The following is a 26,388-nucleotide window of genomic DNA, read 5'->3' on the forward strand; positions in this document are numbered from 1 at the left end:
TATCCAAACTATTTGGAGTTGCAGGTAGGTGGCAAGTGAGTGAATCCCCATGAGCATAGATAAACTATGTGATTGGGGTGAGCAAACGTAGCCAACACCGCTAGGAATGGTATATTCCTACTAAATCAACTGATTAGAAGAAAAATGGCGCTACATTAACACTTGTTAATTTAATGTTTGCTAAAGCTTAATTTGATCTTGTGGGCGAAATATAAAATATCATTATATTTTTATATTGAAAGAATAGCGTTCGGTGATACTGTATTCTTGTGGAGCATTTACTCTATATGTGTGGCTCTAATACTAATAACCCCTTGCAAATTGATGTGTCTATTTCAGCTGGCAAGGGAATAATAACGAGAATATAAAGGGTTCATTATGAAATATATAACACCCGTTTCATTACTACTTGTGGTAACGCTGGTTGGCTGCCAATCTGAAGAGACGAGTACGACTAACTCGGCACAATTTAATGCTGATGCCATCACACAGCAAAAACGCGAATTGGCGCTGAAGTTAAGTGAAAGTTATAGCGAGTTTGAAGCGACGCTTAAAACGCAAATTAGTGCTCAAAACTTATCCATTTCGGTTTCCACTTTGAAAGAAAAACAGCCTGATTCTGACTTTAGCCAGCAAATGGTTGCGGTTGATGCCCAAATTCGCTCGATGAAAGGGATTGAGGAGTTTACTCAACAGCTGCTACAACTTCGTATTGCTGATGCATCCATGGTTAAAGAATGGCAGGAAGGGCAGAGCCCACTATTTGCATTCGAGCCGAAAGGAAATGATGCATCATGGCAATATATTGAAGCTTTTGATGTGTACGGGCAGGTTCATCAACTTGATGTGTACCAGATGCCAGATGTGCCTGTTTTTGTTGTTGATAGCAATAGTGAAGTGGAACTGCGTGCTGGTTTACAAGCGATGCGCGTTGAAATGAATAAACTTGGTCAACCTACCATGCTGACGACGACGGAAAGTGGTCAAGTTGAAGCAGTTTCAATGGCACGCAGCACTGAAGTTAGCAGTGTTGATCCAATCTCCACGACAGTACTAAAGAAAATTCAATTAGCGGATGATAAAGAACCGTGGATTTCTGGCAGAGCTGAAATCTACGCCATTGTGACCGGAGTGAACCCCAGCCGTGATGAACCGACTATTGATTTAGTTGAAATGCCTTATTTGGACTACGACAAGCAAGACTATTTTCCAAACCAAGTGATGATCCAATGGTCTCGTTACCGTTGGGGAGCGGCTGATCTCATTCTAATGGAGCAAGATGATGGTACTGATTATAAGGAATTGGGTAAGTTATTGGTCAAAGTAGCTGAAGAAGTTATGAAGCTTATCCCAGATCCAGAAGTACAAGCTTATGCGATTATCCCACAGATTACCGGGAAGATTATTGATGCAATCCCAGACGGTTTGCTCACTAATGACGATGATTACGTAGATGTTTTTTATACGATTATGCAAGACACATCTTACATTGATCATCCTGGAGCAAGTGGTAATGCAGTGGCAACATTTGAACCACTAACGATTAATCCGACCCGCCCTTAACGACTCTTTTCTTTGTTTTCAGCCTCACCAAACCACCTACTTCAGTAGGTGGTTATCATTTATATAGCGCTAACGTTTTGTTGTTGTTAGTTTTTTCGACACTCTGCCTATTTCATCATCTTATCGTCAGTTTTTCAGGTAAAGACGGTTGCTCTTAGCGATGTCTGCAATTATATTACCTCCAAATCTAATGCGAATGATTATCAAAATCTGTCGCAATTAACTTCAAATGGAAATCTGTATGAAATCGCTTATTAGTTTGGTGACGGTAGGGTTGTTTGCCTCTTTTTCTTTGCACGCAAACACTGTTTCAGTGGAGCATGAACTCGGTACCACTACATTAGAGCAAAAACCGCAACGTGTTGTTGTCATTGGTTTGGGTGCGCTTGATGCACTAGATAGCTTTGGTGTGGAGCCTGTTGCCGTTTCGAAAGTCGCCCAATTACCAAGCTATTTGGACAAATATAAAACCAAACAATACGTTTCAGCTGGTTCGTTATTTGAACCCGATTTTGAAGCTATTTACATGCAAAAGCCGGACGTTATTGTGATAGGTTCACGAGCGGCAACCAGTTATGACGAGCTATCAAAAATTGCTCCAACCTTTGTGTTTGCTGCTGACGCGAGTAAAGGCTACTGGCAGAGCACTCAAGAGCAGTGGCGCAATTTGGGTAAAGTCTTTGCGATTGAAGACAAAGTAGAAGCAAAAATTGCTGCTTTGGATAAACAGTTTCAAACGATTCGCCACTTCAACCAAACCAGTCATATAGATGCTCTCACAGTGATGAGCTCTGGTGGCAATATTACTACTTTTGGTCCTGAATCACGTTTTTCTGCCATATACAAAGATTTTGGTTTTCAACCGACAGTGGAGAGTATTAAGGCGACACGACATGGTGACCTTATCTCCTACGAATTTATTCGCGAGCATGATCCAAAAACATTATTGATCATTGACCGCGATAGATTGGTCAATAAAGGACAAAGCAATACTCGTCAAGAGTTCGAGAATGATTTGATCAAAGCAACGCAAGCTTATCAAAATAAACATATGGCCTTCCTAGACCTTAACGCTTGGTATCTTTCTATTTCTGGCGTAACAGCAACAGAGCAGATGATCCAAGACGTTAAAAATTCAGTTGGTATTCAATAAGTTCCCACAAACAAGCTGAGGTTAGCTTTGAAAAAGTTATTGCTTGTTTTATTGGTAATTGCTCTATCTTCACTGTTTGTGGGGGTAGGCAATTTATCGTTGACAGCGTTATTCCATGGTGATGCTAGTGCGTGGCAGTTATTGTTTACCAGTCGCTTGCCTCGTTTATTAGCTGTGGTACTGGCAGGTGCCGGGCTAAGTATCGCCGGGCTTATTATGCAGCAAATTAGTCAAAATCGATTTGCTGCTCCTTCCACTTCCGGCACCATTGAATGTGCAATGCTTGGTTATGTACTGAGCCTAGTGTTTTTTGGGCATGGTGATAATTTGTGGCTTATATTTTCAGTCGCGATTGCTGGCACTTTAGTGTTTGTGCAGCTTATCCAGCGTATTCAGTTCAAGAATGCCATTTTTGTCCCTTTGATCGGCATTATCTTTGGTAATGTTATCGACTCTGTCGCTTCGTTTATTGCTTATAAATACGATGCCGTACAGAACTTGTCTGGTTGGGCGGTTGCAAACTTTGCTAATTTATTGAAAGGGGATTTCGAGCTTCTGTATATCGCACTTCCTATTGCTTTGTTCAGTTACTTGTATGCAGCGCGAATTTCCGCTGTGGGTATGGGTAAAGATTTTGCAATGAACTTAGGACTTAACTATCAGCAAGTACTTGTCATTGGTGTATGCCTAGTTTCTGTAATGTCAGCCACAGTAGTGATGATCATCGGACAGTTGCCTTTTTTGGGGCTGATTGTACCGAACTTAGTCAGTCATTATTACGGTGATAATTTGCGCAAAAACATTCCGTGTACCGCGATGTTTGGTGCGCTGCTAGTGTTGCTGTGTGATTTAGCTAGTCGGCTGATTATTTTTCCTTATGAAGTCCCTATTTCGATGATTATAAGCATTCTTGGTGGTGGCGCATTTGTGTTGCTGATTTTACGAGGTCGCAGCCATGCGTGATAATACAAAGCTTTTGTTGCTAGTTTTGCTTTCGTTAATATTTGCTGGGTTATTTATTGGTATTGGCCTCAATCTTGATAATTATCAGTACTTTTTATCTCGTCGGGTACCTAAAGTCTTAGCAATAGTATTAGCGGGAATTGCGATCGCACAATCTTCTCTGGCATTTCAAACCATTACTCATAATCGAATTTTAACACCTAGCATCATGGGGTTTGATTCGCTGTATATGTTTGTTCAGGTCATGGTTGTGGTGCTGTTTGGCGGGTTAAGTAGCTACGCTCTGAATCCATATGTGAACTTTTCACTTTCTGTTGCTGTTATGTTGGCTTTTTCGAGCTTATTGTTTGCATTCTATTTTCGTAGGCAGCAAAGCAACCTGATGGCGCTACTACTCTTGGGTGTCATATTGGGGCAATTATTTTCCAATATATCCTCGTTTTTCATCATGCTGATGGATCCGAACGACTTTTCATCAGTTCAAGCCAATATGTTCGCTAGTTTTAATAACGTTAAAGTGGAATTAGTTTATTGGGTGACACCCTTGTTATTACTGGTTTGTTTCGGATTGTTTCAAATGCACCGTTTACTTGACGTGTTCTGGTTAGACAACGATAACGCGGTCAGTTTGGGGGTCGACGTACGGTTGGTTACACGTAACGTCTTGATGCTTAGTGCGATTCTAATTGCAATTTCGACGGCATTAGTGGGGCCTGTGATGTTCTTTGGCTTGCTAGTGACCAACTTAACCCGAGAATGGTTTCGTTCATATCAACACCAGACGTTGTTGATTGGTTGCTCCGCGATATCGGTGTGTGCACTGCTATCTGGGCAGTGGGTGGTAGAAAAAGTGTTCCAATTTGAAACCACGCTGAGTGTGGTGATCAACTTCATTGGTGGCATTTACTTTCTCTCACTCCTTTTACGCAATAAAGTGGTTTAATTTTTATGATCCAATTAGATAAATTGACCAAAGTGTTTGGTCAACAAGCAGTAGTCGACAAAGCCAGCGCTCAGTTCGAAAAAGGTAAAGTGACTTCAATTATCGGCCCAAATGGTGCAGGTAAAAGTACCTTACTATCTATGGCAAGCCGATTAGTTAGCCGCGACAGTGGTAAAGTTTGGATTGAAAACCAAGAATTAGTGGAGTGGGATACTAAAGCCCTCGCGAAAAAACTTTCGGTACTGCGTCAGGCTAATACATTGACGATGCGTTTTACGGTTAAGGAGCTTGTTGCGTTCGGCCGTTTTCCTTATTCACAAGGTAAACTTACCGCAGATGATCATGCCGTCATTGAACAATCTATCGATTATCTCGATCTGAAAGCCATTCAAGATAAATATTTAGATGAATTAAGTGGTGGTCAGCGCCAGTTAGCGTTTATTGCGATGGTTATCGCGCAAGATACCGATTATGTATTTCTTGATGAACCCCTAAATAATCTCGATATCAAACATTCCCTGCAAATCATGGCGACTATCCAGCGTTTAGCTCATGATCTAAACAAAGCCGTGGTTGTTGTTATCCACGATATTAACTTTGCTTCTTGTTATTCTGACCGCATCATAGCGCTTAAAAAAGGTAAAGTGGTTGCGACGGGAGCCGTCGAAGAGGTGATTGAATCTTCGGTACTTAGCGATATCTATGAAACGCCATTTAACGTATTAGAGATCGAAGGTAAACGTATTTGTTTGTATCACAATAATTAACCCACTTCTAATATACATTCATACAAGTTAAGTCAGTAGATGCATATCGATCTTAATCATTCGAGTTCGTCGGCTATGATATTCAATGGTGCCAAGAATGGTAAGGATGTAAACGTTTGCTTCAATAAGCACTTGTGTCGATACAAAACGATATATTTCTCAGTTCGAAAAAAATAATAGTTTGCGTTAGATCAAGAAAAAATCGTTTGGTTTGGATAAAAAACTAAAACAAAGTTGAAAGATTCAAAAATTATTGAATAATGGTCCTTATATCTAAACAAGCGATAAAGCTTGAAAGTTGGTCTCACACAGGAATCTTACCCCCATGTCTAATTCGTATGTTCTGGTTATTAACTCTGGCAGCTCTTCACTGAAGTTTGCTGTAATTGATTCAAATACGGGCGACGCCGTACTTAGTGGTCTAGGTGAGTGTTTTGGGCTGGAAGATGCTCGAATGAGCTGGAAGTTTAATGGCGAAAAAGCAGATTTTGCGATTAAAGGTGAAGAGAACCATCACCAATTGGCTGTCGCAAAATTAGTTGAGTTAGTGAAAACCTACGGTCTGATTGATGATGTGGTTGCTGTTGGGCACCGAGTGGTACATGGCGGTGAGAAGTTCACTAAAACCGTTAAGTTAGACGATAAAATTGTGCAAGAAGTGGAAGCATTGAGCGATCTTGCGCCACTACACAACAAAGCACATGCTATCGGTATGCGCGCAGCAATGGCTGCATTCCCAGAACTGCCACAATTCGCGGTTTTTGACACGGCTTTCCACCAAACCATGCCTGCAAAAGCGTATACCGGCGCAATCGCGAAAGAGTTGTACACTGAATTTGGCATTCGTCGATATGGTTTCCATGGTACAAGTCATTACTATGTGAGCCGCGAGGCTGCCAAAATGATCAACAAGCCAATCGATGAAAGTAGTTTTATCTCTGTACACCTTGGCAACGGTGCTTCTGTGTGCGCGATTAAAGACGGGCAAAGTGTTGATACAAGCATGGGTTTCACACCACTTTCAGGTTTGATGATGGGTACACGTTGTGGTGACCTTGACCCAGGGATTATCGAGTTTCTATTGAAGAAAGGTTGGTCGCAAGAGCAAGTATTCAACTCACTCAATAAAGCGTCTGGTTTCCTTGGTGTATCAGGTTTAACCAGTGATGCTCGTGGTATTTTAGAAGCGATGGAAGAAGGTCATGAAGGCGCAACTTTAGCATTCCAAGTCTTTACTTATCGCGTTGCAAAATACATAGCTTCTTACCTAGCCGCTTTAGATTCATTAGACGGCATCATTTTCACTGGCGGCATTGGTGAAAACGCACTACCAATTCGTCGTGAAATTCTGCGTAACCTGAAAATTCTAGGTTTTGTTGAAGATGAACAAGGCAATGAGCAAGCTCGCTTTGGTAATGCTGGTATTATCGCAAAATCAGACATGCTAAATGCAGTAGCGCTTGTTGTACCAACCAACGAAGAATTCGTCATTGCCCAGCAGTCGGTTGAATTGCTGTAATTACATTTAAAATCAAACAGATAGAAGCGAGCTTTGTGCTCGCTTTTTTTTTGTGCTCATATGTTGGGTAGATCATCGCAAAGCACGCGAATGGCGACACACCTATTACTCACTACATCGACTGCTGCAATTGCCCCTTAGTTAGCCAAGTTAGTGTTGGCTTGGTTATGCCCAGACATTTCTCAGCGCGATCATTGCTAGCAAGGTTTTGCCCCTTTATTCGCTAGAGTAAATACCCATTCACATGCTGCGAATGTGCGTTCGCCATACTAAAATCTAATCCGATGAAAGAGGATAAGACCATGCTCATTAGGGGTATGAGCAGGTTGAAAATCGCATTTTTCAGAATCTGCCGGAGTGCTCTTGGTTATCTAAGCCCTGTTAACTTTGAAAATCAAAATGTCGCTTAATGAAGTGTCTAGTCTTGCTGGGGCAGAGCGGTAAAGAAACGGCCTTGCAGTGAACAAGGCCGTGAAGTTAAATCAGAGAAATGTGTGTTAGCTGATAATTAGTAGTAGGCAAAAAAGTTAATCCACAAGGCATTTACGATATCGATGAAGAAACCACAGACCAGCGGCAAAATAATAAAGGCCCGATGGGCGGCGCCGTGTTGTTGGGTTACCGCTGTCATGTTCACGATGGCTGTTGCCGTGGAGCCTAATGTCACCCCCCCAAAGCCGGCACAAATAACTGCAGCTTCGTAATCTTTACCCATGGCTCGAAACACCACAAAAATCGTGTAAAGCACCGACATCAATACTTGTAGACCAATAATGACGAGGATGTAGAAGAAGCTGCCTTCTAGCTCCCATACCTTTAGGCCCATTAAGGCCATGGTTAAGAACATGCCTAAACAAATATCTTGAATTAATGTCAGGCCTTTTTCACCATCACGCACATTATTTAATAATTTAGTACGGTTCTTTCGTAATACGTAAATCTTTAAGCTGTTACCGATGAGGATACCGGCTAACAAACAGGCCACAAACATGGGTAATTTTAAACCTAGCTCGGTTAAGCCGGCATCGATGAAATGCCCTCCGATAAGGGATAAATTTAAGAATAACCAAGCCCTTAAAACACCAAAATAATCAACTTGTAGCCCTTTTTCACCGTCTTGGTGAGTGGTACCTATATCAAGTTCGCTATCATGGTTACCGGTTAGTTTATGGCGTTTCATTAAATAAGCGGCGATGGGGCCACCAATCGAACACGCTGCAATTAAGCCTAAGGTATTGGACGCAAGTCCTAGCTCTAAGGCATTGGCAATACCCAAATCGTTGACAAAGGTTGGGCCCCACGCCATTGCGGTGCCGACTCCCCCTGTGAGGGAAATTGAGCCAGACATTAAACCGGCCTTGGGGTCAAAGCCAAATAGAGTGGCAACACTGATACCTAACAGGTTTTGCAAAAAAATGTATAAACCGGCAAGCAGCAATAGTACTAATAAAGGTTTTCCCCCCTTGATAAGGGTAGCAAAGTCGGCTTTTAGGCCAATCCCCGCAAAAAAGTAGAGCAATAGTATATCGGCCACGTCTAGTTCAAATTGAACTTGGATATTAAAGGCGTAATACAAAATACCGACGATACTGGCGCAGAAAAAGCCGCCAACGACCGGCTCTGGAATACTATACTTTTGTAATACAGCACTTTTGGAAATGATGAATTTTCCCATAAATAAAGCAGTGATAGCCAAAGTAAAAGCCAAAAAGGCTTGCACTTGGACCAGTTGTTTAACTGCTTCATGAATTATATTTGGTTCCATTGGAGAGTTTACCCTTGTCAAAAAAGTCGATTTTACTGAGTTAGTGCAATCGGGTTACTGCATTCTAGATGGTATGGCTAAAAGGATAAAGGAGTAACAATAAAAAAAACAATGGCTTGATATTGCAGAATAACAGGATATCTTAAACACTTTTTGATACAGACAAAATGCCAATAGCGTGTCGAGTCAGCTTCACTGGCGCGATGAGGAGTTTGTACGGTGTTTGTTGGCAAAAACATAGAACAAAAACTGATCTGCACCATCAATACTGGACAACAAGCTAAGCGACTTTCCATACTTTTACTTATTCATGAATTGCTAATGTTCAATGTTCCGAAACTGATTTCTGTCCAAACGTGTTTCAGGTGGTGCATTAAAGCATTTGTGATACTAATAGAAAACCCACTAACGAAGAATTCGTCATTGCCTAGCAGTCGGTTGAATTGTTATGATAGATTCAATATTTGACAGTGAAGAGTGAGCCAAGTGGCTCGCTTTTTTGTTTTTGGGGTTAAAACAAGCGAAGTCCTATCGATAGCCAAGTTGTTGCCGATTACATTGAAATCTAAGCGGTTTTCCTTTTAGTGTGTCGAGAAAAATACAATTCGTCTCTATTGTGTTTAAACCACTTATTCTAGGATTATATAGCGCACCCAAGCAGAACGGCTCGCATGACTCCATGGTTTTATAATATAATCTATTGTGAAATTGCTTTTTACTACGGACATCAAAATATCTCTATGCATACTCGTCATCTAGCCTCCACTCTAGCTAAGTTTGCCACTTTAAACTTTTTATGCATGACCAGTTTTAACATACATGCTCAAAGTCTAGAGATAGAAATTGGTAGCTTTTTCTCCAAAACTGACACCGATATTCGCGTATATGACCCATTTAATGGTAAAGAGTATGATCTTAACTTTGAATCAGAACTAAATCTGCCTGAAGATAAGAACCTAGCCTATTTCAACTTAGAGTATCGTTTTGCTGATAGGCATCAGGTTTACCTAGATTGGCGGCGCTTGCATCGCCAAGGGGTACAAGAATCCGTTAGTCGGCCCTTTCAAATCACCCTAGGTGGGAATACTTATCACGTTGGTGCGGACGCTTTTCTCGCAACCCAACTTAATCTTGACTTAGCGCGTTTTGGCTACGGATATCGCTTTATAAAAACAGAGCACCTTGATGTTCACTTTCTCACTGGCTTCCATATTACTCGTCTTGGTATTGGTTTCGAAGGTGATCTCGAGCTCGTCATAGATAATAACCGCACTGAGTATGGCTTGCACCGAAACATATTTGAGCAAGTGACGGCACCACTACCCAACGTGGGTTTTTTGGTTGAGCATCATATTAGCCCTAAATGGTTACTAAAAAGTCATGCTCATGCATTTTATCTCGAATTTAAAGACTTGAAAGGTTGGATGTATGAGCTTGAATTTGCAGCAAAATATTCAATCACAGAGCATTTCAATTTTACGGCGAGCTTTAACTACTATGAGCTTGGTGTTGATTACCAAACTAGTATCACCGACTTAAATGTTACTTATCAGTTTTATGGTCCGATGATTAAGATGGCGTATAAATTTTGACCGACCTGAGCAAGGGCTGAGTGTTTTTTGCGGCTTTGTTTCCTCATTCAAGGTGCCTAATCATCGACCAGTGGTAAGATCAACTAAGTTCATTCCAATACTCAAACTATTGGCCAAGCTTGGCTGCAAAATAATCAACTAAAGTCACTATAACCAACTTTTAATCCACTGTTGTGAATTGGTATTTTGGAGGTAAATTTGACGCAAATACTAGGCTTACCACGGCAATTGAGTTCCATCGTAGACAAAAAATGAGCCTGAATGCTTAAGTTTTAAATTGTCGATAACATTAAGCATGCCTTTAACACTCTCTTCTACTGTTACCTTGCCATCCTTTCCGCCCATATCGGTTTGTACCCAACCAGGATGAATTGCCATAGTCTTCACACCCGCTTCGGATAGTTCACAAGCCAAAGACTTAATTATTTGGTTGAGGGCGGCTTTTGATGCGCGATAACTGTATCGACCACCAGAGCGGTTATCATCAATGCTAGCGAGTATTGAGGTCATCCCAATGATGGTTTTATCTTCGCCAGCAAGAATGTTATTAAGTAAAGCCTGTGTGATTAACATGGGTGCAATGGTGTTGACCTTTAACACATTTATCCATTCTTTTTGCCCCATGTTGCCTAAGCTTTCACATTCATCTCCGCTCACACCTGCGTTATGGATGAGTACATCAATGGCGGTATCTGCAAATTTTTCTGTCAAAGCGAGAATGTGGGATTCATTACTAACGTCCAGAGTATGAATACCAATCGTTGGATAAGTTTGTGTCAAGAGGGTCAATGCGTGAGCGGTGTTAATGTCACGACAGCAGGCAATCACATGCCATCCACGCTGAGCGTATTGTTTAACAAGCTCTAGGCCTAAGCCTCGATTAGCTCCAGTGATAAAAACCGTTTTCATTGTGTGGTTCCTAAATTGATGCAAAGTAAGAAGAACTGGTCAATGTGGAGCATTGACCAGTTTCTAATGGAAATTATGATGCTTACTTTACAAGTACGCTTTCTTGTTCCCACTGACTTTCTGTTCGTTTGTCTAGGCGTCCACTTATTCGAGTAAGGGCGAGCGCAACGAGTACTATCACTGCACCAATCCAAGGGGTATGCATTAGGCCCATTTCTGACACAATCATACCGCCCCCCCAAGAGCCAAGCGCAATGCCCACGTTGAACGCCGCAATGTTTAGACCAGAGGCAACATCTACCGCATCGGGGGTGAATTTTTCAGCCAGTTTGACCACATAAACTTGCAAGCCAGGAACATTACCGAATGCAAAGGCACCCCAAACTAAAATGGTTGCTACTGCGGCGATAGGGTTAACGGCAGTAAAGTTAAATACAACTAATACTGTGGCGAGTCCCGCAAAAATAATCGTTAGTGCTTTAATTGGTCCTATCTTATCGGCCATCTTTCCGCCCCAAATATTACCAATCGCCACTGATACGCCGTATACCAACATAATTAGGCTGATTGCATTGGCGCTAAATCCTGTTTCTTGTTGCAAAATCGGCGCAAGGAAAGTGAAAGCGGTAAATGTGCCACCGTAGCCCAGTGCCGTAATCGCATAAACCAGTAGTAACCTTGGTTGAGTTAATACTTTTAACTGTGATGACAGTTTCGCTGCGGCTGGCTGTTTCAAGTCGCTTGGCACTAAGAAAACACTACCAATCAACGCAATAAATCCCAGCAGCGCAACAATCAGGAAAGTCGATTGCCAACCAAAGGTTTGACCAATGTAAGTACCGAGTGGTACACCTGTTACTAATGCCACGGTTAAGCCTGTGAACATAATCGCAATCGCGCTGGCTGCTTTTTCTTTGGGCACTAGGCCTGTCGCAATCGTAGAGCCGATAGAGAAAAAGACACCGTGGGCTAAACCAGTCAAAATGCGAGCAACGATAAGGGTGTTGTAACCAGGTGCTTGCCATGCCAATAAGTTGCCTATCACAAACAGTGACATAACAGTAATGAGTACGTGCTTACGGTTCCACTTACCCGTTAGTGCGGTTAAAGCAGGTGCGCCAATCGCAACACCGAGTGCATAAAGGCTCACCAGCAGTCCTGCGGATGGCAGTGAGACGTTTAGGTCCGAAGCCATGGTCGGGAGCAACCCCACGATCACAAACTCCGTTGTTCCGATAGCAAAGGCGCTGAGCGTCAATGCGAGAAGTGCTAATGGCATATCATTTACTCTCTTTTGTTAGGTTCTAGTACACAGCAGCGAATGTGCTTATCAACGTGTCGCGCTGCCGTGATTTGATGGAGAGATTTTGCGTGGAAATTTCATTGCGAAAAATAGGTTATTTGACAAATGATATTTGTTATAAATGCAATAATTAAAAAGAAACTCTTAAGTAAATGGTAGGCAGCATGCGCACGAAATCGGACGATTTAGAAATTCTACTTACTGTCGTTGATACTGGCGGGTTTACTGCAGCAGCAGAGAGTCTAGATATACAGGTTGCACGTGTATCACGAGCGGTGAGTAAGGTAGAAAGCCAGCTTGGTGTGACGATCTTAAACCGAACTACAAGACGGATTGAATTAACGGATGAGGGGCGGCAATTCGTTGAGTCGGTGCGAATTGGGCTGATGCAGTTACAGCAAGCAGAAGACGAGATCATATCCCGTGGGGAATTACCCAAAGGGCGGCTGCGTGTTGATGCTGCCAGTCCGTTTGTGTTTCACCAGTTAGTCCCGCTCGTTCAGCCATTTAATCAAGCCTATCCTGATATTGAGTTGGAGTTGACCTCCAATGAGGGTTTTGTTGATTTACTAGAAAAGAAAACCGATATTGCTATTCGTATCGGTGCATTAAATGATTCAACCTTACATGCTCGGCCTCTTGGCCGAAGTTTACTTTACATTGTTGCTTCACCTGATTATTTATCAAAGCGCGGCTTTCCGAGTAAGAGTAGTGATTTGGAACATCACGATACCATCGGATTTTCAACACCAAGAACACTCAACGAATGGCCTCTAAAAGGATTTTCAGGGCTGACACCCACGCTGACCTCAAGTAACGGTGAAACGGTGAGACAACTCGCATTGATGGGAAATGGAATCGCCTGTCTATCGGGCTTTATGGTGAAAAAGGATATTGCGGAAGGAAGATTAATTGCTTTGTTAGAAGGTGAAAAAATCGGTAACTCAGGCCGGGAACAAATCAATGCGGTTTACTATAAGTCTTCTTCTGTTGCCAAGCGGATTTCTGCTTTTATAGATTTTATCCAGCCGAAACTGGATCTGTAAATTGTTCCAAGCGAGGCCATTACTTACCTCGCTGATGCTATTTCTTCTGGCACTTTTGGCAACCTTAAATGGTACCGTAGATGCAAACCCTATCGAGACTTATACCGATGCTGCTGCGCTACTGAATAAGCACGGTATTGTTTATTCAGTAGCGCTGAAGTTGATTGGGACGATGTCCCTGATTCGCCAGTCTTTTTTAAACGCGCATTACGAGAGGGTTACCAAGGCGTTCTGATTTATGCAGGTCGCGATGAGGTGGTCACGGTGAAAACAGTACTTCCTAATGGAAAAGTACTGCACTTTCAATGCTAGCGAAATTTTTTAGCTGAGCGAGCTTTCTCCTGAACGGAGTTCACCATCTTAGTAAACGCACGGTCTTTCGCTCTTTTCTCCGCTAACGTCGCACTGTTGTGAGCCTCTTCGCGTAATAGCTTTTTGTAATTATCTAATCGCCTAGAGGATAGCTCTCCTCTTTCTACTGCTTCTCTGACCGCACAACTCGGCTCATTCTCATGCAGGCAGTCACTAAAACGACATTGAGAAGCGAGTGATTCAATATCTGCAAAAGTGAGTTGAATCCCTTCTTTGACATCACTCAGTTGTAACTCTCGCATTCCTGGCGTGTCCATCAATAGACCACCTCTGGGTAACCATTTAATCGTACGATAGGTGGTGGTATGGCGACCTTTGCTGTCTTGTTCGCGAATATGCCCTGTTTCCATTTCATTGTGACCAAGCAAGCTATTGACCAGTGTCGATTTTCCTACACCCGAGGAGCCGAAAAAGGCAATAGTCTTGCCTTTCTGACAGTAACTTTCCAATACAGAAACATCTTGGTTATCCAATGCGTTAACACAGTGAACACTTAACAGCGGATCGAGCTTTTGAACTTGCTGGCGAATATCATCAGGATCAGGGTGTAAATCGGCTTTTGTTAGCACAATCACAGGTTGAGCGCCTGCTTCATTAGCCAAAGCCAAATAGCGCTCAATTCGATTTAAACTGAAATCCTCATTTAATGAACTCACGATAAAAACACTATCAATGTTGGCCGCGATCAACTGACGTTTAAGAGCGCTTCCAGCCGCCTTGCGTTGGAACAAGGATTGTCTTTCGAGTACACGTATTATTCGCTCGTGATCGAACACGACCCAATCTCCCACGCATACTGCGTCGAGCTTAGGCGGGAGATTCAATCGTAAAGTCCCATTGTCCCCCATCAGGACAACGTCAGATTTATGATGTTCGATGACTCGCCCCAGCGAGCAGTTCTCTAGCTCCTGCAAAGAAAGCTGCTGCTGGAAAAAAGGCCGCATACCTAAGTCAAGTAATGAAGGAATGCTCATGTTTAACCACCTACCAATAATATGGATTGTCGATTGCGGGTAAACATATTGGTTTACCCACAATGTGAGGGATCACTTCACCGACCAAAGATGGTGCAATAAACACATAAAAGTCCTCATCTTTGGTTGGTAAAGTGAGAAAGTTTTCTACCAGTTTAGCAATTACTGCGCCTTCTTCTTTGTCTTCTGAATCCGAAAATGTGTCATTGAACAGTACAATGATTTCTTGAGTTTGTTCTTGTTTGTACAATCCGTATTTCATTTGTCTATCTCTAGCTTACTAGTTTTAAAATAAAGTACTGATAGGTAAAATCTTTTGCGGCACTACGCTCGTAAATCGAAATCTCTTTCTTAATGTCCAATAACGCTTGAGATGCAGGCATAACAGCTTGTAATTCGTGAACTCTGTCTTTCAACGGTAGCCAGTAGTTCTGCCAGGCATCGACACCTAATGAAAAGTGTTCGACCACGTGGTAGCCATGCTTTTTGAACAAGGCTAGCCGTTTAGGGATCGATTGGATATCGGGATAGTCTGCCAGCCAAAACTGTGTGGCCTCTTCGTCGGGTGAGTCGGTGAGCCACACCAAGTCACTCACCATCAACACGCCATCGTCTTTTAACAGAGGCTTCCATTGTTTTAGTGCGTTCTCCATTCCCATAATGTATACGCAGCCTTCCGCCCAAATCGCATCAAAACATTTTGCTTGAAATGGCAGTTTCGTCATGGATGCACAAACAGGAGAAATGCGCTCGTGTAACTGTGCGTTTTGTATTTTTTTATCGAGCTGTTCGATGGCAACAGGCTCATTATCCACGGCTGTAATGTGCGCGGTACTGTTGTCGGCTAGCAGTAATGTTGAGGTGCCAGTACCACAACCAATGTCTAAAATATGAGTCATTGTCTGAGGCGACATTAATGAAATCGCTTTTAAAGAGTCCTTGTGACTCCCTGGCCCCCATCTTTCCAATGTTGCAAAGACCTTCATAAAATCTTTCATGTAACTATCGTGTTCGTTCATATCTTTTGATAACCACTTTAATCTGAGCGCCTCTTTCTCATTGTAACCCTGCGTGCTTAACCAGTTTAAGTAAGCACTAGGTGCATTTTGACTCAGAGAATGGTGTAACTCTCTTTGTGGGCGTTCTCCAAGTAATGTCAGTAGCAACTCGCGAGCGTGAACTTTCTTATCAATCTCATGGCTGAGTTGCGCTAGTCTATTTTCCAACAAGCTTTTGCTTAACTTCGCGTCTAAGCATTGTTCGCACTCTTTCAGTGAAAGTCCCGCGCTTTGAAGTTGTTGAATCAAAAATAGTCGTTGCAAATCGTTTTCATTGTAATAGCGATATCCATTGTCAAGGCGCTGTCCTTTAATCAACCCTAACTTCTCGTAATAGAGTAGGGTGGTGCGAGAGAGACTTGCCTTCGCTGCCAATTCCGAAATCAAATACATGTTAGATTTGACCTAAATGTTCTTAATATCTGGATAGTATGAACTGTAGAGTGGTAGACAGGTCAAGTGAGCTTGTTAGAATTTTTCACCAATAGTGGCAGAAATGAGGTGAGTTCTGAGTTATCTAGGCTCTCTTTGAGGCTTGGGATGAGTTTAACCTTAGACATATTGTCTACCCAGATTTGGGTTGTGATGAACAGTTCGTGATTGCTCAGCGGTCAGTGGAATGGTTGTAAGATTCAAAGAATATTGAACATCGAAAGTGAGCTGTTAGATAGCTCGCTTTTTTTGTGGGGGGATTCGTTATTATTAGGGTGTTGGTTTTTATCACTAGCAGTGAATCTCTTGAACATGAGAATCACTTTAAGATGTCAACGCATCACCTTTATGTGTAAGCGAGCTTGTTATGCCTGATACTTCTCATCCTACCGTTGTTCCATGCCTTCTTCAGACTTGGCATTTAACGGAGTCTGAGCTATTTCATTGGCTACTTAAGCAATGTGGTAACAAAGAGCTAGCCTTTGATCTTCTTCAAGAGACATTTTTACGTGCCTTGCTGCAGAAAAAAGCATTTTGTGATATCAAAAATCAACGTTCCTGGTTGTTTCGTGTCGCCAACAATTTACAAGTTGATGAGTGGAGAAAGACGAAAGAGGTAATGTTTGATGATGACGCAATATTGTCATTACATGGCGAATGTGATGAAGATCCGCACGTAATTGATAGCCTCGCGCAATGTTTACCCAAAGCGTTGGATCAACTTTCTCAAGCGGATAAAGCAATCATAGAAGCGTGTGATCTCAATGGCGAACCACAGCAAATATTTGCACGAAAACATGGCTTAACTTTACCGGCAACCAAGTCACGTATTCAACGCGCGCGTTATAAATTAAAGCAGATTCTGAAAATACAATGCCGGATCCGTTTTGATGAACAGCAGCGAGTTTGCTGCTTTTTTCCTGAAAAATAACTCATCCATCTCATATTTGGTCAATTAATCCTAAAACCTTGCATCTTTTTAGCTCGTCTTTCGTCTTATGACAAAGCGATAAGTCGATGTATCAGGTTATCGGCTCAACAATAGCCATATGGGAGCTGTCATGTTTGAAGTATTCTCGCTGCTTGCAGATTGGTTGACCTATTCAGTCTTTTCTATTACGCCCAATTCAAAATTGGCCGATGGCGTACATTTCTTCATTGAAGACACCAGCAAGATCATGGTGTTGCTGGTGGTCATGATTTACGTAATTGCTCTTTTTCGGGCTTCGCTAAATGTAGATAAAGTCCGCCATTACCTTGCGGGCAAAAGACGTATTTTCGGATATGTAACTGGTAGTTTCTTTGGGGCAATTACACCATTTTGTTCATGTTCTAGTATCCCGGTGTTTTTAGGATTTACAACAGCAGGTATTCCGTTAGGGATAACCATGGCTTTTTTGATCACATCTCCATTAATCAATGAAATTGCGGTGTTGTTGTTAGTGAGTTTACTTGGGTGGAAGTTCATGCTGATGTATGTGTTTGTCGGAATGTTAATTGGTGTTACTAGCGGATGGTTTTTAGATTCGATTGGCGCAGAACGTTGGCTTCAACCATTAGCAATGAAAGCACTTCAGCGTGGTCAAAATGCTAAAGCACAAACGTCAATCACGACTATGACTGCACAGATGACATTGGCAGACCGCCACGCTTTTGCCAAACACGAAATGGTAGTTATTGTTTCGCGAGTTTGGATATGGGTATTTATCGGGGTGGGTATAGGCGCGGGTTTGCATGGGTTTGTGCCCGATGGCTGGATAGAAGCTCACCTAGGGCAAGGGCAGTGGTGGTCTGTTCCTGCCTCTGTTTTGTTGGGCATTCCACTTTATTCTAATGCAACTGGAGTGATCCCCATCATGGAAAGTCTGTTGATTAAAGGATTGCCGATTGGGACGACGTTGGCATTTTGTATGAGTACTGTTGCTGCCAGCATTCCGGAGTTTGTGATGCTCAAGCAGGTCATGCAATGGCGTCTATTAGGGCTACTTTTTTGTTTGTTGCTCGCTGCATTTACGGTCATGGGGTGGGTGTTTAATTTATCTATTTGGAATTACTCCCTTCCTACTTGAAGTTGCAGCGGTGTTGGCCACGTTCACTCACCCCAATCACATAGCTTATCTATGCTCATGGGGATGAACTCACTTGCCGCCTACCTGCAACTTCAAGTTGTTTGGGTATATTAGGAGTCGATGATGAAAATATTTAAAGTACTAGGTTCTGGTTGTGCTAATTGCGTCAATACAGCGAAGCTTATTGAAAAAGTGGCAAATGAGATGGGTGTTACAGTCACCGTCGAGAAAGTGACGGATCTTGAAACGATTATGGATTACGAAGTGATGTCTACACCTGCGGTAGTTTTGGATGAAACGGTTGTCCATTGTGGCTCCATCCCAACAGTGCAAATGATATGTGCCTGGTTGGAGGGTTAACTTGGTTCGCCTAACACACTTTATGCCAGCGATGATGTTAGGCGACCCCTACTAAGTTTTGTTACTGTCACAAGTTTCTCTTTGTGTCGTTCATATCTCATGTTTTGTATATACCATTTCGGTAGACTGAGTTTATCCATACCCTTCCGACTTGAAGTTGCAGCTGTGTTGGCTAGGTTCGCTCACCCCAATCACATAGTTTATCTATGTTCATGGGGATGAACTCACTTGCCGCCTACCTGCCACTTCAAGTGGTTTGGGTATATATATTGGTCTTTATTTAAGGTTCAGCAAAGTGATGCACTATCAATATCGTGGCGACAATATTATTTTCAATATTCCAATTCAAGCGAGCAATAATATCTTTTTTGTCGGTAACGCAACCAATTGGAAAGTAAAAGAGGATTTTAAGTTTCACCGAGAGGGCGATTCGCTGACGCTGATTAAGCCCAAAGAGTTAGCACTGCACATCGGCAATTCTGGCTATTGTGAGTACTTTTTTTGGGATCAAGATTTAGAACAAGCGTTACCTTTCGACCATTGTCATCCGCAAGGTTATTTTTTCAACAATCAGTTTAATGGAAGTTTCAACTATTTACTGTTGGCTGAAAATCCAAGCCAGAATGAATTGGTACAGATACATCAAGCAAGTGAAGCCTCTTTTATGATTAAGCAGCAACGAGAAGATTATTTGAGTGAAGAGTCGCTAGCCAACTTTAGATCAGTATTAGGAGGAGCTTTAAAACCCAAGCGTCTATATCGTTCTTATCATCCGATTTCACCATCTCGATCTCATATAGCAGAACTTAAATCGCTCGAAGAGCTCCGACAAATAGCGGTACGTAAACTGCTCTTACAGTACCAGATCGCCAATATCATCAATTTGTCTGAAACGGATCACCAGCTTAAACAAGAAATAGAACAACAGGGGGCCAGTTATTATCAACAGCTCTGGTCTCAAGGGTGTGTCTATTCAGTGCCGATGTCTTACGAGACGGTTTATTTTATGTCGCATCTTAATCAGGCTTTTAATGATAATGAACTTGGTTTTCAAGATGGTATCAAACAGATCATCACGATCATTGCAAACGAGCAAGCACCATTCCATGTTCATTGCCGGTTAGGGTCTGATCGTACTGGTGTCGTTATTGGTTTTTTACAACTGTTTATGGGGGCCACTAAGTCTGATATAGAAAACAATTACTTGCTGACCAATCAGCTGGGTATTGGTGAATATCGAAGCTTTAAATTGCTTGAAGTTGCGCTCACCAACGCGCTTGGAGAGAATTGTTTTGATGATGGTCGTCAGGTTGTGTATGACTATTTATTAAATTTAGGGCTTGAAAAATCAATGATTAATAATGCGTATCAAAAGTTGAGTTAGAGAATCAGATGGGCGGTTAAATTTTGGTGGTTAATTATAAATCAGGAGTCTTACCTTTATCTGTTTCAAGCTTTGGTTGAATGCTGACATTTTTTCTACATCGCTGGTGGAATACTCAGCAAATTGATACAAAAACTTGATGTTAGTGCACACGAAAGTAAAGAGTCTTTAGGAAAAATGAGGAACTTATTCGTTTTAGCTATGCCATACAGTATCATCCACCAATCCAGTCAATAATAATGCGTCTTGAAATTTATGCTCAATAAACTAAAACCTTACTTCGGTCCCTTGTATCCTATCGTTGCCGTTTTCCTTATGGGGATTGCAATATTTTTCGTATCTCGCTTAGGGCTCGCGATCTGGCATTCTGACAGAGTCAGTGACGCTCACGGTTGGCTGACCATTTTCTTTAGTGGCTTGCGAGTCGATATTGTATCGCTATGTTATCTACTGATTTTACCCGCGCTGCTCTCTTGTTTATTGTCTGGTAACCACATTGTTGGACGCGCCTGGCATTGGGTTCTAAGAGTCTGGATCACACTGGGTCTATGGCTCATAGTGTATATGGAAGTGGCCACTCCGCCATTTATCATGGAATATGATTTACGTCCAAACCGCTTGTTTGTTGAATATCTTATTTATCCGAAAGAAGTGTTCAGCATGCTGTGGACGGGCTACAAGTTAGAGCTGCTTATCGGCGCGGTTGTTTCTACTCTGACGGTTGTTTTAGGTTGGAAGTGGAGCAAGCAGTTAGTTGCTAACCTAAGTTTTCCTAAATGGTACTGGCGACCACTATTGGCAGTGTTAGTCATTGCTGTGGGTGTGCTAGGTGCGCGTTCTTCATTGGGTCATCGTCCTCTAAACCCAGCCATGGTTTCATTTTCCAGTGATCCATTGATCAACGATTTAACGCTTAACTCATCATTCTCTGTTATTTTTGCGGCTAAACAGATGAAATCTGAAGCGAACGCATTTGAGTTCTATCCCAAAATGGAGAAGCAAGAGGTGATCGATGAGATTCATGCATCGATGAACATTGATGCTCAATATTTTGTTTCAGATACCCAACCAAGTATGGCTAAGCATCAAGCAACATATCAAGGGAAACCAAAGAACATTGTTATCTTACTACTTGAAAGTCACGGTGCACGCTATGTCAGTCGATTAGGCGGGATTGATGTCTCACCTAACATGGATAAGCTGATTGATGAAGGATGGGCATTTACTCGTTTGTACGCAACAGGTACACGTTCGGTACGTGGTATAGAGGCGATGACAACCGGTTTTTCTCCAACACCAGCACGCTCTGTTGTCAAGTTAGGTAAAAGCCAAACTAACTTTTTCTCGATAGCAGACTTGCTAAAGTCGCGTGGCTACCATACTCAATTTATTTATGGTGGTGAAAGCCATTTTGATAATATGAAGAGCTTCTTCTTAGGTAATGGTTTTGTCGACATGCAAGACTTCCCAACCTTTGCTGATCCTAAGTTTGTTGGTTCTTGGGGCGCATCAGATGAAGATCTATACCAAAAAGCAAACCAACAATTCACACAAATGAATGAAGAAGGGAAACCTTTCTTCAGTTTGGTATTTAGCTCATCCAATCACAGTCCATTTGAATATCCTGACAACGTGATTGAGCCATATAATGAGCCGAAACAGACGGTTGAAAATGCGGTGAAATACGCTGACCATGCGTTAGGGCAGTTTGTTGAAGCGGCTAAAAAATCGGATTATTGGGATAACACCATCTTTATTGCGGTTGCAGACCATGACGCAAGAACGCAAGGTAACCAACCAGTACCAGTTGATTACTTCAGAATCCCTGCGGTGATTTTTGGTGGTGGAATTGAACATCAGATCGATGATCGTCTTGTGAGCCAAATAGACCTAGCACCGACGCTGCTTTCACTAGCCGGTATTAGCAGCCAAAACCCAATGATTGGACATGACTTGACTCGTGATGTTCCTGTTGAAAAACAGCGTGTTATGATGCAGCGTGATAAGAATTACGGTTATATGACAGCTGATAACCAAGTGGTAGTTATCCAACCTGGACAGGGTATCTCAACTTATGAATACGATCAGAAAACAGACACATTAACAGAAAAAGCGGTAGATCCAGATGTGGTGAAGCGAGCTCACGCAAATGCCATGTGGGGAAGTTTAGCGTTTAAAGAAAACTACTACGTTGCTTCTGATAAATATTAGTTTTTAGCGGTTTAGTGAATAATAAAGTACAAGGCGAACCATTGGTTCGCCTTTGTTATTTCTTTCATTCAATGTTTACAATATATCCCCTTCCTACTTGAAATTGCAGCGGTGTTGGCTACGTTATTTCACCCCAATCACATAGTTCATCTATGCTCATGGGGATGAACTCACTTGCCGCCTACCTGCAACTTCAAGTTGTTTGGGTATAGATGATGATTGAAATGAAAATTACCATTTTCTTTAACATAAGAATGACACACTTGAGTTTGTCAGATAATTTATTCATTTATAAAGACATAAAAATCGTATCAATTGAGCTGATGTGAGTATTTGAACTGTATTGTTGTGAACAAGGTATCAAAATTTCGATAAATTAAGAGAGTTAATGGATTTAACCTCTGGGATTCTATTCACTATTTTCGAATCATTCTTGTGCTAAATATTAATTAATCTAATTTATTCCTAGAAATGTGGATAATTAGTCGTTAAGTGACTATTTATCCGGTTTTTTATGGTCTTCTAGAAAATGATAATTTGTACTATGTCACATTTACACCGAGTAAATTTACTTACCATTGCGCCACTTTAATCATTCTTTCCAATACGATCTATTAAATATAAATACGTATTCCTGCAATATATAATAGGATAAATTTCGATATGACTGGCGATATTGTAAAAGTTTCAAGAAATACAGACAACGCACCTAAAAGCACAGTATCTACTCAAACTGTAGCTTTTTCTCATTATAATAATATTTCAGCTCAACTACCTATAGATCCTACAACAGGTGAAATTGTAGTGGGTTGTGTAAAGGACCAAGCCAAACAGTGCTTAAAAAATATTAAAGCGATAGTGGAAAGTATTGACCATGTTATGGACGATGTGGTGAAGATTAATATCTTCGTTAAGAATATTGCCGATATTGAGGCTATCGATGAAGTTTATCCAGACTTTTTCCAAAGTTCTCTTCCTACCCGCACGACTGTCGCGGTTGCCGCTTTACCGATGAGCGATGCTTTAGTTCAAATGGATGCGCTTATTTCAAACGGTGAAGGTACAGCTCCACAAGCTCCATGTGCACTTATTAAAGTTTCAAGGAACACAGATAATGCACCACAAGGCTTGTATTCACAAACCGTTGCCTTTTCTCATTACAATAACCTTTCATCTCAACTGCCTATTGATCCAACCACAGGTGTATTGGTTGCAGGTGGTGTTAAAGAGCAGGCAAAACAATGTCTAAATAACATTAAAGCCATTCTAGAAAGTATCGATCATGTAATGAGTGATATCGTTAAAACAACGATATTCCTTAAAAATATCTCAGATATTGAAGTGGTCAATGAAGTTTGTGCTGAATATTTCCCAAGTTATGTTCCGGCACGTACTGTTGTTAGCGCAGCCGCTTTACCTATGGATGCGTTGGTGCAGATTGATACCGCAGTGTCACACGGTGACGGCACACCGCCACAATTGCCAGAAGATACTCGTCTACTTGTGATTGAAGCAAATAATACAGAAAATGCACCACAAGCGCCTTACTCGCATACCGTGGCTTTTTCTCATTACAACCATGTTTCTGGCCAATTACCTGTTGTTCCACAAACAAGTGAAATAGTTGTCGGTGATGTAAAAGCGCAAGCGGAACAATGTTTGAAAAATATTAAGGCTATCATAGAAAGTGTTGACCATGTTATGGATGATATTGTTAAAGTAAATATTCAACTTAAACATATTGAAGATATTGACGCGGTAAACGAAGTTTATACTACTTTCTTTAAAGGTGAGCTTCCTGCAAGAACAGTCGTTGGTGTTTCAGCTATTCCTATGGATGCATTAGTACAAATTGATGCAGTTGTTTCTAATTGTGAAGGAACTCCTCCGCAAGAATAAGTAATTTATTGTTATTTACGAAGGTTAAACTATTTATCCTAATTAAATAGAGAATAAGCAGGTCTATTTGTTTGTTGATTTCAGTATCAGTCAAGTGATTATTCCTGCTTTTAGTTTTTAGTTTTTAGTTTTTAGTGATCAATATAAAAATGTGTGTAATTGAAAATAACTCACTATAACATTTATGTTCGTGGTGGGTTGATTATCGTCTTCATATAAGCACTTGGTGTTAAGCCAAAATTTAGTGCATGGTTCATCCGTACTTTAGACAATAGCTCTCGGTATTGTGTTCCTTCCTGTTTCAATTTACGTATCAACGTCGCCAGACCATTCTTCAGGGTGTGTGATTAGGGTTTTGCCGGCAAAGGTTTCTGCTCGAATATCTTGCGGGTTGTAGATAGCGCATGATTCCATGGATAAGCAACCGCAGCCAATACAACCTCCGAGATCATTTTGTAGTGCCTTGAGCTGCCGAATACGATGCTCAAGCATAGCGCTCCAATTTGAGGCCATTTTTTCCCACTGCTGACGACTTGGTGCCTGATGTTTTGGTAAATTAGCCAACGAGTCTGCTATTTCTTCTAAGGTAAGACCAACCATTTGCGCGGCTTTGATCACCGCAATTCTGCGCAACACATTTCGATGATAGCGACGTTGGTTGCCTTGATTACGCCAACTATAGATAAGCCCTTTCTGTTCATAAAAATGTAAGGTGGAAACTTTAACACCAGCTCTTTGAGCGACTTCACCAACCGTCATTTCCATATTTTTCTCCAATCGACCGAGCTTTGTCCCTAATAAAATGAAAAAGCGCTTTACCTAAAGTTAACTTGAGGCATTAACGTAGCATCAAATTGGCAATCGATGGAATACAAATATGGAATTGAATGTAATAAAAACTCCCACACAATTTTATCTGGCCGGACGCTTTTTTGATGGCATCTCCTCAGGGCTATTTATGATGGCACTACCTTGGATCATGCTATCTACGCCTAATATGGGTTCTTTTGTTGCTATGGTTGCTTTAGCTTGCACAGGTCTTTCCTTTATTCTGACACCATTTTTCTCAACCTTGATTGATCGTTGTTCGAGAAAGCGACTGCTGATATTGGTTCAATTATTACAAGCAAGTACTGCCGCATTAGTCGCTTTGACTTATGGATTTGGATATCAATCTCATTGGTTACTCGCCGCAGCCCAGATGGTGTTTTGGACTTCTAGCAATTTAGCTTGGTCAACCAATAATGCTTTTACCCAAGAGAATTTTTATCAACACGAATATGCTTCGATTTCTGGAAAACAAGAGGTCATCATGCAGGGAACGACTTTGGGGGCAGGGGCGTTGGGTGTTGTGCTACTAGAAATATGGGGGATGTTTGAATTCTCGTGTTTCGCTGCGATAGCTTCTGCAATCGCGAGTGTTAGTTATATATTGACACCTTATCGCCGACAATTACGTCAGTCAATGTCGGTCTCTTTTATGGCGCAAATGAAGGCGAGTAGAGAGATATTCACGCAGCGACCACATTTTTATGCTTTTTTAATGCTCTCGGCGTTGAGCTACCCAATACTCACTTTTCTCACTAAGTTAGTGCCTATTTGGTTTTCAGAAATAGGCATCTCGGGTGAGTGGTTTGCGGGTTATAACATTGCCTTTGGAATGGGTTCATTAGTGACTGGTCTGTTTGTCGGAAGGTTATTAGGTTTAGGCTCTCATCGAGTTATTATGATTGGCTCAATGGGGCTAGTCGCTATCATGCTCATTGGCATGAGTTTATCATTTTCTCCGCAACTACTACTGATGTTTACGTTCTTCTTTGGCACATTTAACGCCTTAAACCGTGTTGCTCGTACAAACTGGATGCATCACAGTATTAGTATTGATCAACGTGGCCGAGCAGACGGAGGGCTACAAATGTTTGCGACCTTAGCTCAAAGTATCAGTTATGTCGCCATCGCCTTTTTAAGTCATTTCGGCATAACGCAACTCGGTTTTTTGCTTGCAGCCGGTGTTATGGTTATGGCGGTCTTGATTATGATACGCCTGAACAAAGGGCCAGAGCTTACAACGAGGACGATTATTCAACCGAGCGTAGGCTCATAAAT

The 26,388-nt window shown here is 41.7% G+C and carries 22 protein-coding genes and 2 pseudogenes; 16 read left to right on the top strand and 8 right to left on the bottom strand.

Annotation, left to right across the window (positions count from 1 at the left end; translation table 11 throughout):
- Window positions 1-378 precede the first annotated feature (378 nt).
- From MCT08_RS15455 to MCT08_RS15480, 6 genes are all read left to right on the top strand, one after another.
- Entirely contained in the window at window positions 379-1,563 is a 1,185-nt protein-coding gene (locus MCT08_RS15455; protein WP_171981610.1) for a DUF3103 domain-containing protein, read from the top strand.
- A gap of 241 nt (window positions 1,564-1,804) precedes the next feature.
- The gene (locus tag MCT08_RS15460; RefSeq protein WP_274678807.1) at window positions 1,805-2,716 is read left to right on the top strand and encodes a siderophore ABC transporter substrate-binding protein; all 912 of its coding nucleotides are present in this window, start codon (window positions 1,805-1,807) and stop codon (window positions 2,714-2,716) included.
- A 27-nt stretch (window positions 2,717-2,743) separates the two neighbouring features.
- Window positions 2,744-3,679, top strand: coding sequence for an iron chelate uptake ABC transporter permease subunit VctD (vctD, locus tag MCT08_RS15465; protein WP_274678808.1), 936 nt, complete (start codon window positions 2,744-2,746; stop codon window positions 3,677-3,679).
- Window positions 3,672-4,622: an iron chelate uptake ABC transporter permease subunit VctG gene (gene vctG, locus MCT08_RS15470; RefSeq protein ID WP_274675335.1), complete on the top strand. Its 951-nt coding sequence runs from the start codon at window positions 3,672-3,674 to the stop codon at window positions 4,620-4,622. The genes vctD and vctG overlap by 8 nt, the downstream gene beginning before the upstream one ends.
- Window positions 4,623-4,627: 5 nt before the next feature.
- Window positions 4,628-5,389 carry an iron chelate ABC transporter ATP-binding protein VctC gene (vctC, locus tag MCT08_RS15475; RefSeq protein WP_168787017.1) on the top strand — a complete coding sequence of 254 codons (762 nt, stop codon included), beginning with the start codon at window positions 4,628-4,630 and terminating at the stop codon, window positions 5,387-5,389.
- Window positions 5,390-5,714: 325 nt separating this feature from the next.
- Window positions 5,715-6,908, top strand: a complete 1,194-nt coding sequence (locus MCT08_RS15480; protein ID WP_053310587.1) for an acetate/propionate family kinase — start codon at window positions 5,715-5,717, stop codon at window positions 6,906-6,908.
- A gap of 508 nt (window positions 6,909-7,416) precedes the next feature.
- Here the strand turns inward: MCT08_RS15480 and gltS are convergent.
- Window positions 7,417-8,673 (bottom strand): sodium/glutamate symporter, encoded by a 1,257-nt coding sequence (gltS, locus tag MCT08_RS15485; RefSeq protein ID WP_274678809.1) that lies wholly within the window; start codon window positions 8,671-8,673, stop codon window positions 7,417-7,419.
- An 800-nt stretch (window positions 8,674-9,473) separates the two neighbouring features.
- Here gltS and MCT08_RS15490 point away from each other — a divergent pair.
- Window positions 9,474-10,265 carry a hypothetical protein gene (locus tag MCT08_RS15490; RefSeq protein ID WP_274678810.1) on the top strand — a complete coding sequence of 264 codons (792 nt, stop codon included), beginning with the start codon at window positions 9,474-9,476 and terminating at the stop codon, window positions 10,263-10,265.
- 216 nt (window positions 10,266-10,481) lie between these two features.
- Here MCT08_RS15490 and MCT08_RS15495 read toward each other — a convergent pair whose 3' ends face one another.
- Together MCT08_RS15495 and MCT08_RS15500 are read right to left on the bottom strand one after the other, a co-directional pair.
- The gene (locus MCT08_RS15495; protein WP_274678811.1) at window positions 10,482-11,174 is read right to left on the bottom strand and encodes an SDR family oxidoreductase; all 693 of its coding nucleotides are present in this window, start codon (window positions 11,172-11,174) and stop codon (window positions 10,482-10,484) included.
- An 82-nt stretch (window positions 11,175-11,256) separates the two neighbouring features.
- The gene (locus MCT08_RS15500) at window positions 11,257-12,453 is read right to left on the bottom strand and encodes an MFS transporter (RefSeq protein ID WP_274678812.1); all 1,197 of its coding nucleotides are present in this window, start codon (window positions 12,451-12,453) and stop codon (window positions 11,257-11,259) included.
- Between the two features lie 188 nt (window positions 12,454-12,641).
- Between MCT08_RS15500 and MCT08_RS15505 the strand changes: the two genes are divergently transcribed.
- Together MCT08_RS15505 and MCT08_RS15510 are read left to right on the top strand one after the other, a co-directional pair.
- Complete coding sequence (locus MCT08_RS15505; RefSeq protein WP_274675352.1) at window positions 12,642-13,523, top strand: LysR family transcriptional regulator; 882 nt, start codon at window positions 12,642-12,644, stop codon at window positions 13,521-13,523.
- Window positions 13,524-13,569: 46 nt separating this feature from the next.
- Window positions 13,570-13,772: pseudogene (locus MCT08_RS15510) on the top strand (alkene reductase); the annotation flags it as partial.
- 59 nt (window positions 13,773-13,831) lie between these two features.
- Here the strand turns inward: MCT08_RS15510 and rsgA are convergent.
- The 3 genes from rsgA to MCT08_RS15525 are packed head-to-tail and all read right to left on the bottom strand — an operon-like array spanning window position 13,832 to window position 16,320.
- Window positions 13,832-14,869, bottom strand: a complete 1,038-nt coding sequence (gene rsgA, locus MCT08_RS15515) for a ribosome small subunit-dependent GTPase A (protein WP_274678813.1) — start codon at window positions 14,867-14,869, stop codon at window positions 13,832-13,834.
- A gap of 10 nt (window positions 14,870-14,879) precedes the next feature.
- Window positions 14,880-15,131 (bottom strand): acetyltransferase, encoded by a 252-nt coding sequence (locus MCT08_RS15520; protein WP_274678814.1) that lies wholly within the window; start codon window positions 15,129-15,131, stop codon window positions 14,880-14,882.
- Window positions 15,132-15,141: 10 nt separating this feature from the next.
- Complete coding sequence (locus MCT08_RS15525; protein ID WP_274678815.1) at window positions 15,142-16,320, bottom strand: MerR family transcriptional regulator; 1,179 nt, start codon at window positions 16,318-16,320, stop codon at window positions 15,142-15,144.
- 406 nt (window positions 16,321-16,726) lie between these two features.
- On the opposite strand from MCT08_RS15525, the gene MCT08_RS15530 reads away from it, so the two are divergent.
- The 6 genes from MCT08_RS15530 to MCT08_RS15555 all read left to right on the top strand — a co-directional run bounded on the left by MCT08_RS15530 (window position 16,727) and on the right by MCT08_RS15555 (window position 24,282).
- Window positions 16,727-17,290, top strand: a complete 564-nt coding sequence (locus MCT08_RS15530) for a sigma-70 family RNA polymerase sigma factor (protein WP_171981189.1) — start codon at window positions 16,727-16,729, stop codon at window positions 17,288-17,290.
- Between the two features lie 130 nt (window positions 17,291-17,420).
- The gene (locus tag MCT08_RS15535; RefSeq protein ID WP_053310610.1) at window positions 17,421-18,428 is read left to right on the top strand and encodes a permease; all 1,008 of its coding nucleotides are present in this window, start codon (window positions 17,421-17,423) and stop codon (window positions 18,426-18,428) included.
- A gap of 120 nt (window positions 18,429-18,548) precedes the next feature.
- On the top strand, window positions 18,549-18,788 hold the full coding sequence (locus tag MCT08_RS15540; protein ID WP_246203264.1) for a thioredoxin family protein: 240 nt from the start codon (window positions 18,549-18,551) through the stop codon (window positions 18,786-18,788).
- Window positions 18,789-19,086: 298 nt separating this feature from the next.
- A complete protein-coding gene (locus tag MCT08_RS15545) occupies window positions 19,087-20,172 on the top strand; it encodes a tyrosine-protein phosphatase (protein ID WP_210731464.1) in 1,086 nt (361 codons plus the stop codon).
- A 255-nt stretch (window positions 20,173-20,427) separates the two neighbouring features.
- On the top strand, window positions 20,428-22,383 hold the full coding sequence (locus MCT08_RS15550; protein WP_274675356.1) for an LTA synthase family protein: 1,956 nt from the start codon (window positions 20,428-20,430) through the stop codon (window positions 22,381-22,383).
- A 663-nt stretch (window positions 22,384-23,046) separates the two neighbouring features.
- Window positions 23,047-24,282, top strand: coding sequence for a RidA family protein (locus tag MCT08_RS15555; protein WP_274678816.1), 1,236 nt, complete (start codon window positions 23,047-23,049; stop codon window positions 24,280-24,282).
- Between the two features lie 182 nt (window positions 24,283-24,464).
- On the opposite strand, the pseudogene MCT08_RS15560 reads toward MCT08_RS15555, so the two are convergent.
- Window positions 24,465-24,605, bottom strand: a pseudogene (locus tag MCT08_RS15560) (AraC family transcriptional regulator); the annotation flags it as partial.
- A complete protein-coding gene (soxR, locus tag MCT08_RS15565; protein WP_053310615.1) occupies window positions 24,589-25,047 on the bottom strand; it encodes a redox-sensitive transcriptional activator SoxR in 459 nt (152 codons plus the stop codon). The gene soxR and the pseudogene MCT08_RS15560, both read right to left, overlap by 17 nt.
- A gap of 112 nt (window positions 25,048-25,159) precedes the next feature.
- On the opposite strand from soxR, the gene MCT08_RS15570 reads away from it, so the two are divergent.
- The gene (locus tag MCT08_RS15570; RefSeq protein ID WP_274678817.1) at window positions 25,160-26,386 is read left to right on the top strand and encodes an MFS transporter; all 1,227 of its coding nucleotides are present in this window, start codon (window positions 25,160-25,162) and stop codon (window positions 26,384-26,386) included.
- The last annotated feature ends 2 nt before the right edge of the window (window positions 26,387-26,388 follow it).

Origin of the sequence: Vibrio aestuarianus (assembly GCF_028858425.1) — a bacterium.
GTDB classification, from domain to species: Bacteria; Pseudomonadota; Gammaproteobacteria; order Enterobacterales; family Vibrionaceae; genus Vibrio; species Vibrio aestuarianus.

Excerpts from the sequence above, each read along its gene's own strand:
- rsgA (WP_274678813.1), bottom strand. The coding sequence starts at position 14,869 with ATGAGCATTCCTTCATTACTTGACTTAGGTATGCGGCCTTTTTTCCAG.
- MCT08_RS15555 (WP_274678816.1), top strand. The coding sequence starts at position 23,047 with ATGACTGGCGATATTGTAAAAGTTTCAAGAAATACAGACAACGCACCT.
- vctC (WP_168787017.1), top strand. The coding sequence starts at position 4,628 with ATGATCCAATTAGATAAATTGACCAAAGTGTTTGGTCAACAAGCAGTA.
- MCT08_RS15540 (WP_246203264.1), top strand. The coding sequence starts at position 18,549 with ATGATGAAAATATTTAAAGTACTAGGTTCTGGTTGTGCTAATTGCGTC.
- MCT08_RS15545 (WP_210731464.1), top strand. The coding sequence starts at position 19,087 with ATGCACTATCAATATCGTGGCGACAATATTATTTTCAATATTCCAATT.
- soxR (WP_053310615.1), bottom strand. The coding sequence starts at position 25,047 with ATGGAAATGACGGTTGGTGAAGTCGCTCAAAGAGCTGGTGTTAAAGTT.
- vctG (WP_274675335.1), top strand. The coding sequence starts at position 3,672 with ATGCGTGATAATACAAAGCTTTTGTTGCTAGTTTTGCTTTCGTTAATA.
- gltS (WP_274678809.1), bottom strand. The coding sequence starts at position 8,673 with ATGGAACCAAATATAATTCATGAAGCAGTTAAACAACTGGTCCAAGTG.
- MCT08_RS15480 (WP_053310587.1), top strand. The coding sequence starts at position 5,715 with ATGTCTAATTCGTATGTTCTGGTTATTAACTCTGGCAGCTCTTCACTG.
- MCT08_RS15525 (WP_274678815.1), bottom strand. The coding sequence starts at position 16,320 with ATGTATTTGATTTCGGAATTGGCAGCGAAGGCAAGTCTCTCTCGCACC.
- MCT08_RS15570 (WP_274678817.1), top strand. The coding sequence starts at position 25,160 with ATGGAATTGAATGTAATAAAAACTCCCACACAATTTTATCTGGCCGGA.
- MCT08_RS15520 (WP_274678814.1), bottom strand. The coding sequence starts at position 15,131 with ATGAAATACGGATTGTACAAACAAGAACAAACTCAAGAAATCATTGTA.
- MCT08_RS15530 (WP_171981189.1), top strand. The coding sequence starts at position 16,727 with ATGCCTGATACTTCTCATCCTACCGTTGTTCCATGCCTTCTTCAGACT.
- MCT08_RS15500 (WP_274678812.1), bottom strand. The coding sequence starts at position 12,453 with ATGCCATTAGCACTTCTCGCATTGACGCTCAGCGCCTTTGCTATCGGA.
- MCT08_RS15505 (WP_274675352.1), top strand. The coding sequence starts at position 12,642 with ATGCGCACGAAATCGGACGATTTAGAAATTCTACTTACTGTCGTTGAT.
- MCT08_RS15535 (WP_053310610.1), top strand. The coding sequence starts at position 17,421 with ATGTTTGAAGTATTCTCGCTGCTTGCAGATTGGTTGACCTATTCAGTC.
- MCT08_RS15550 (WP_274675356.1), top strand. The coding sequence starts at position 20,428 with ATGCTCAATAAACTAAAACCTTACTTCGGTCCCTTGTATCCTATCGTT.
- MCT08_RS15460 (WP_274678807.1), top strand. The coding sequence starts at position 1,805 with ATGAAATCGCTTATTAGTTTGGTGACGGTAGGGTTGTTTGCCTCTTTT.
- MCT08_RS15455 (WP_171981610.1), top strand. The coding sequence starts at position 379 with ATGAAATATATAACACCCGTTTCATTACTACTTGTGGTAACGCTGGTT.
- MCT08_RS15495 (WP_274678811.1), bottom strand. The coding sequence starts at position 11,174 with ATGAAAACGGTTTTTATCACTGGAGCTAATCGAGGCTTAGGCCTAGAG.
- MCT08_RS15490 (WP_274678810.1), top strand. The coding sequence starts at position 9,474 with ATGACCAGTTTTAACATACATGCTCAAAGTCTAGAGATAGAAATTGGT.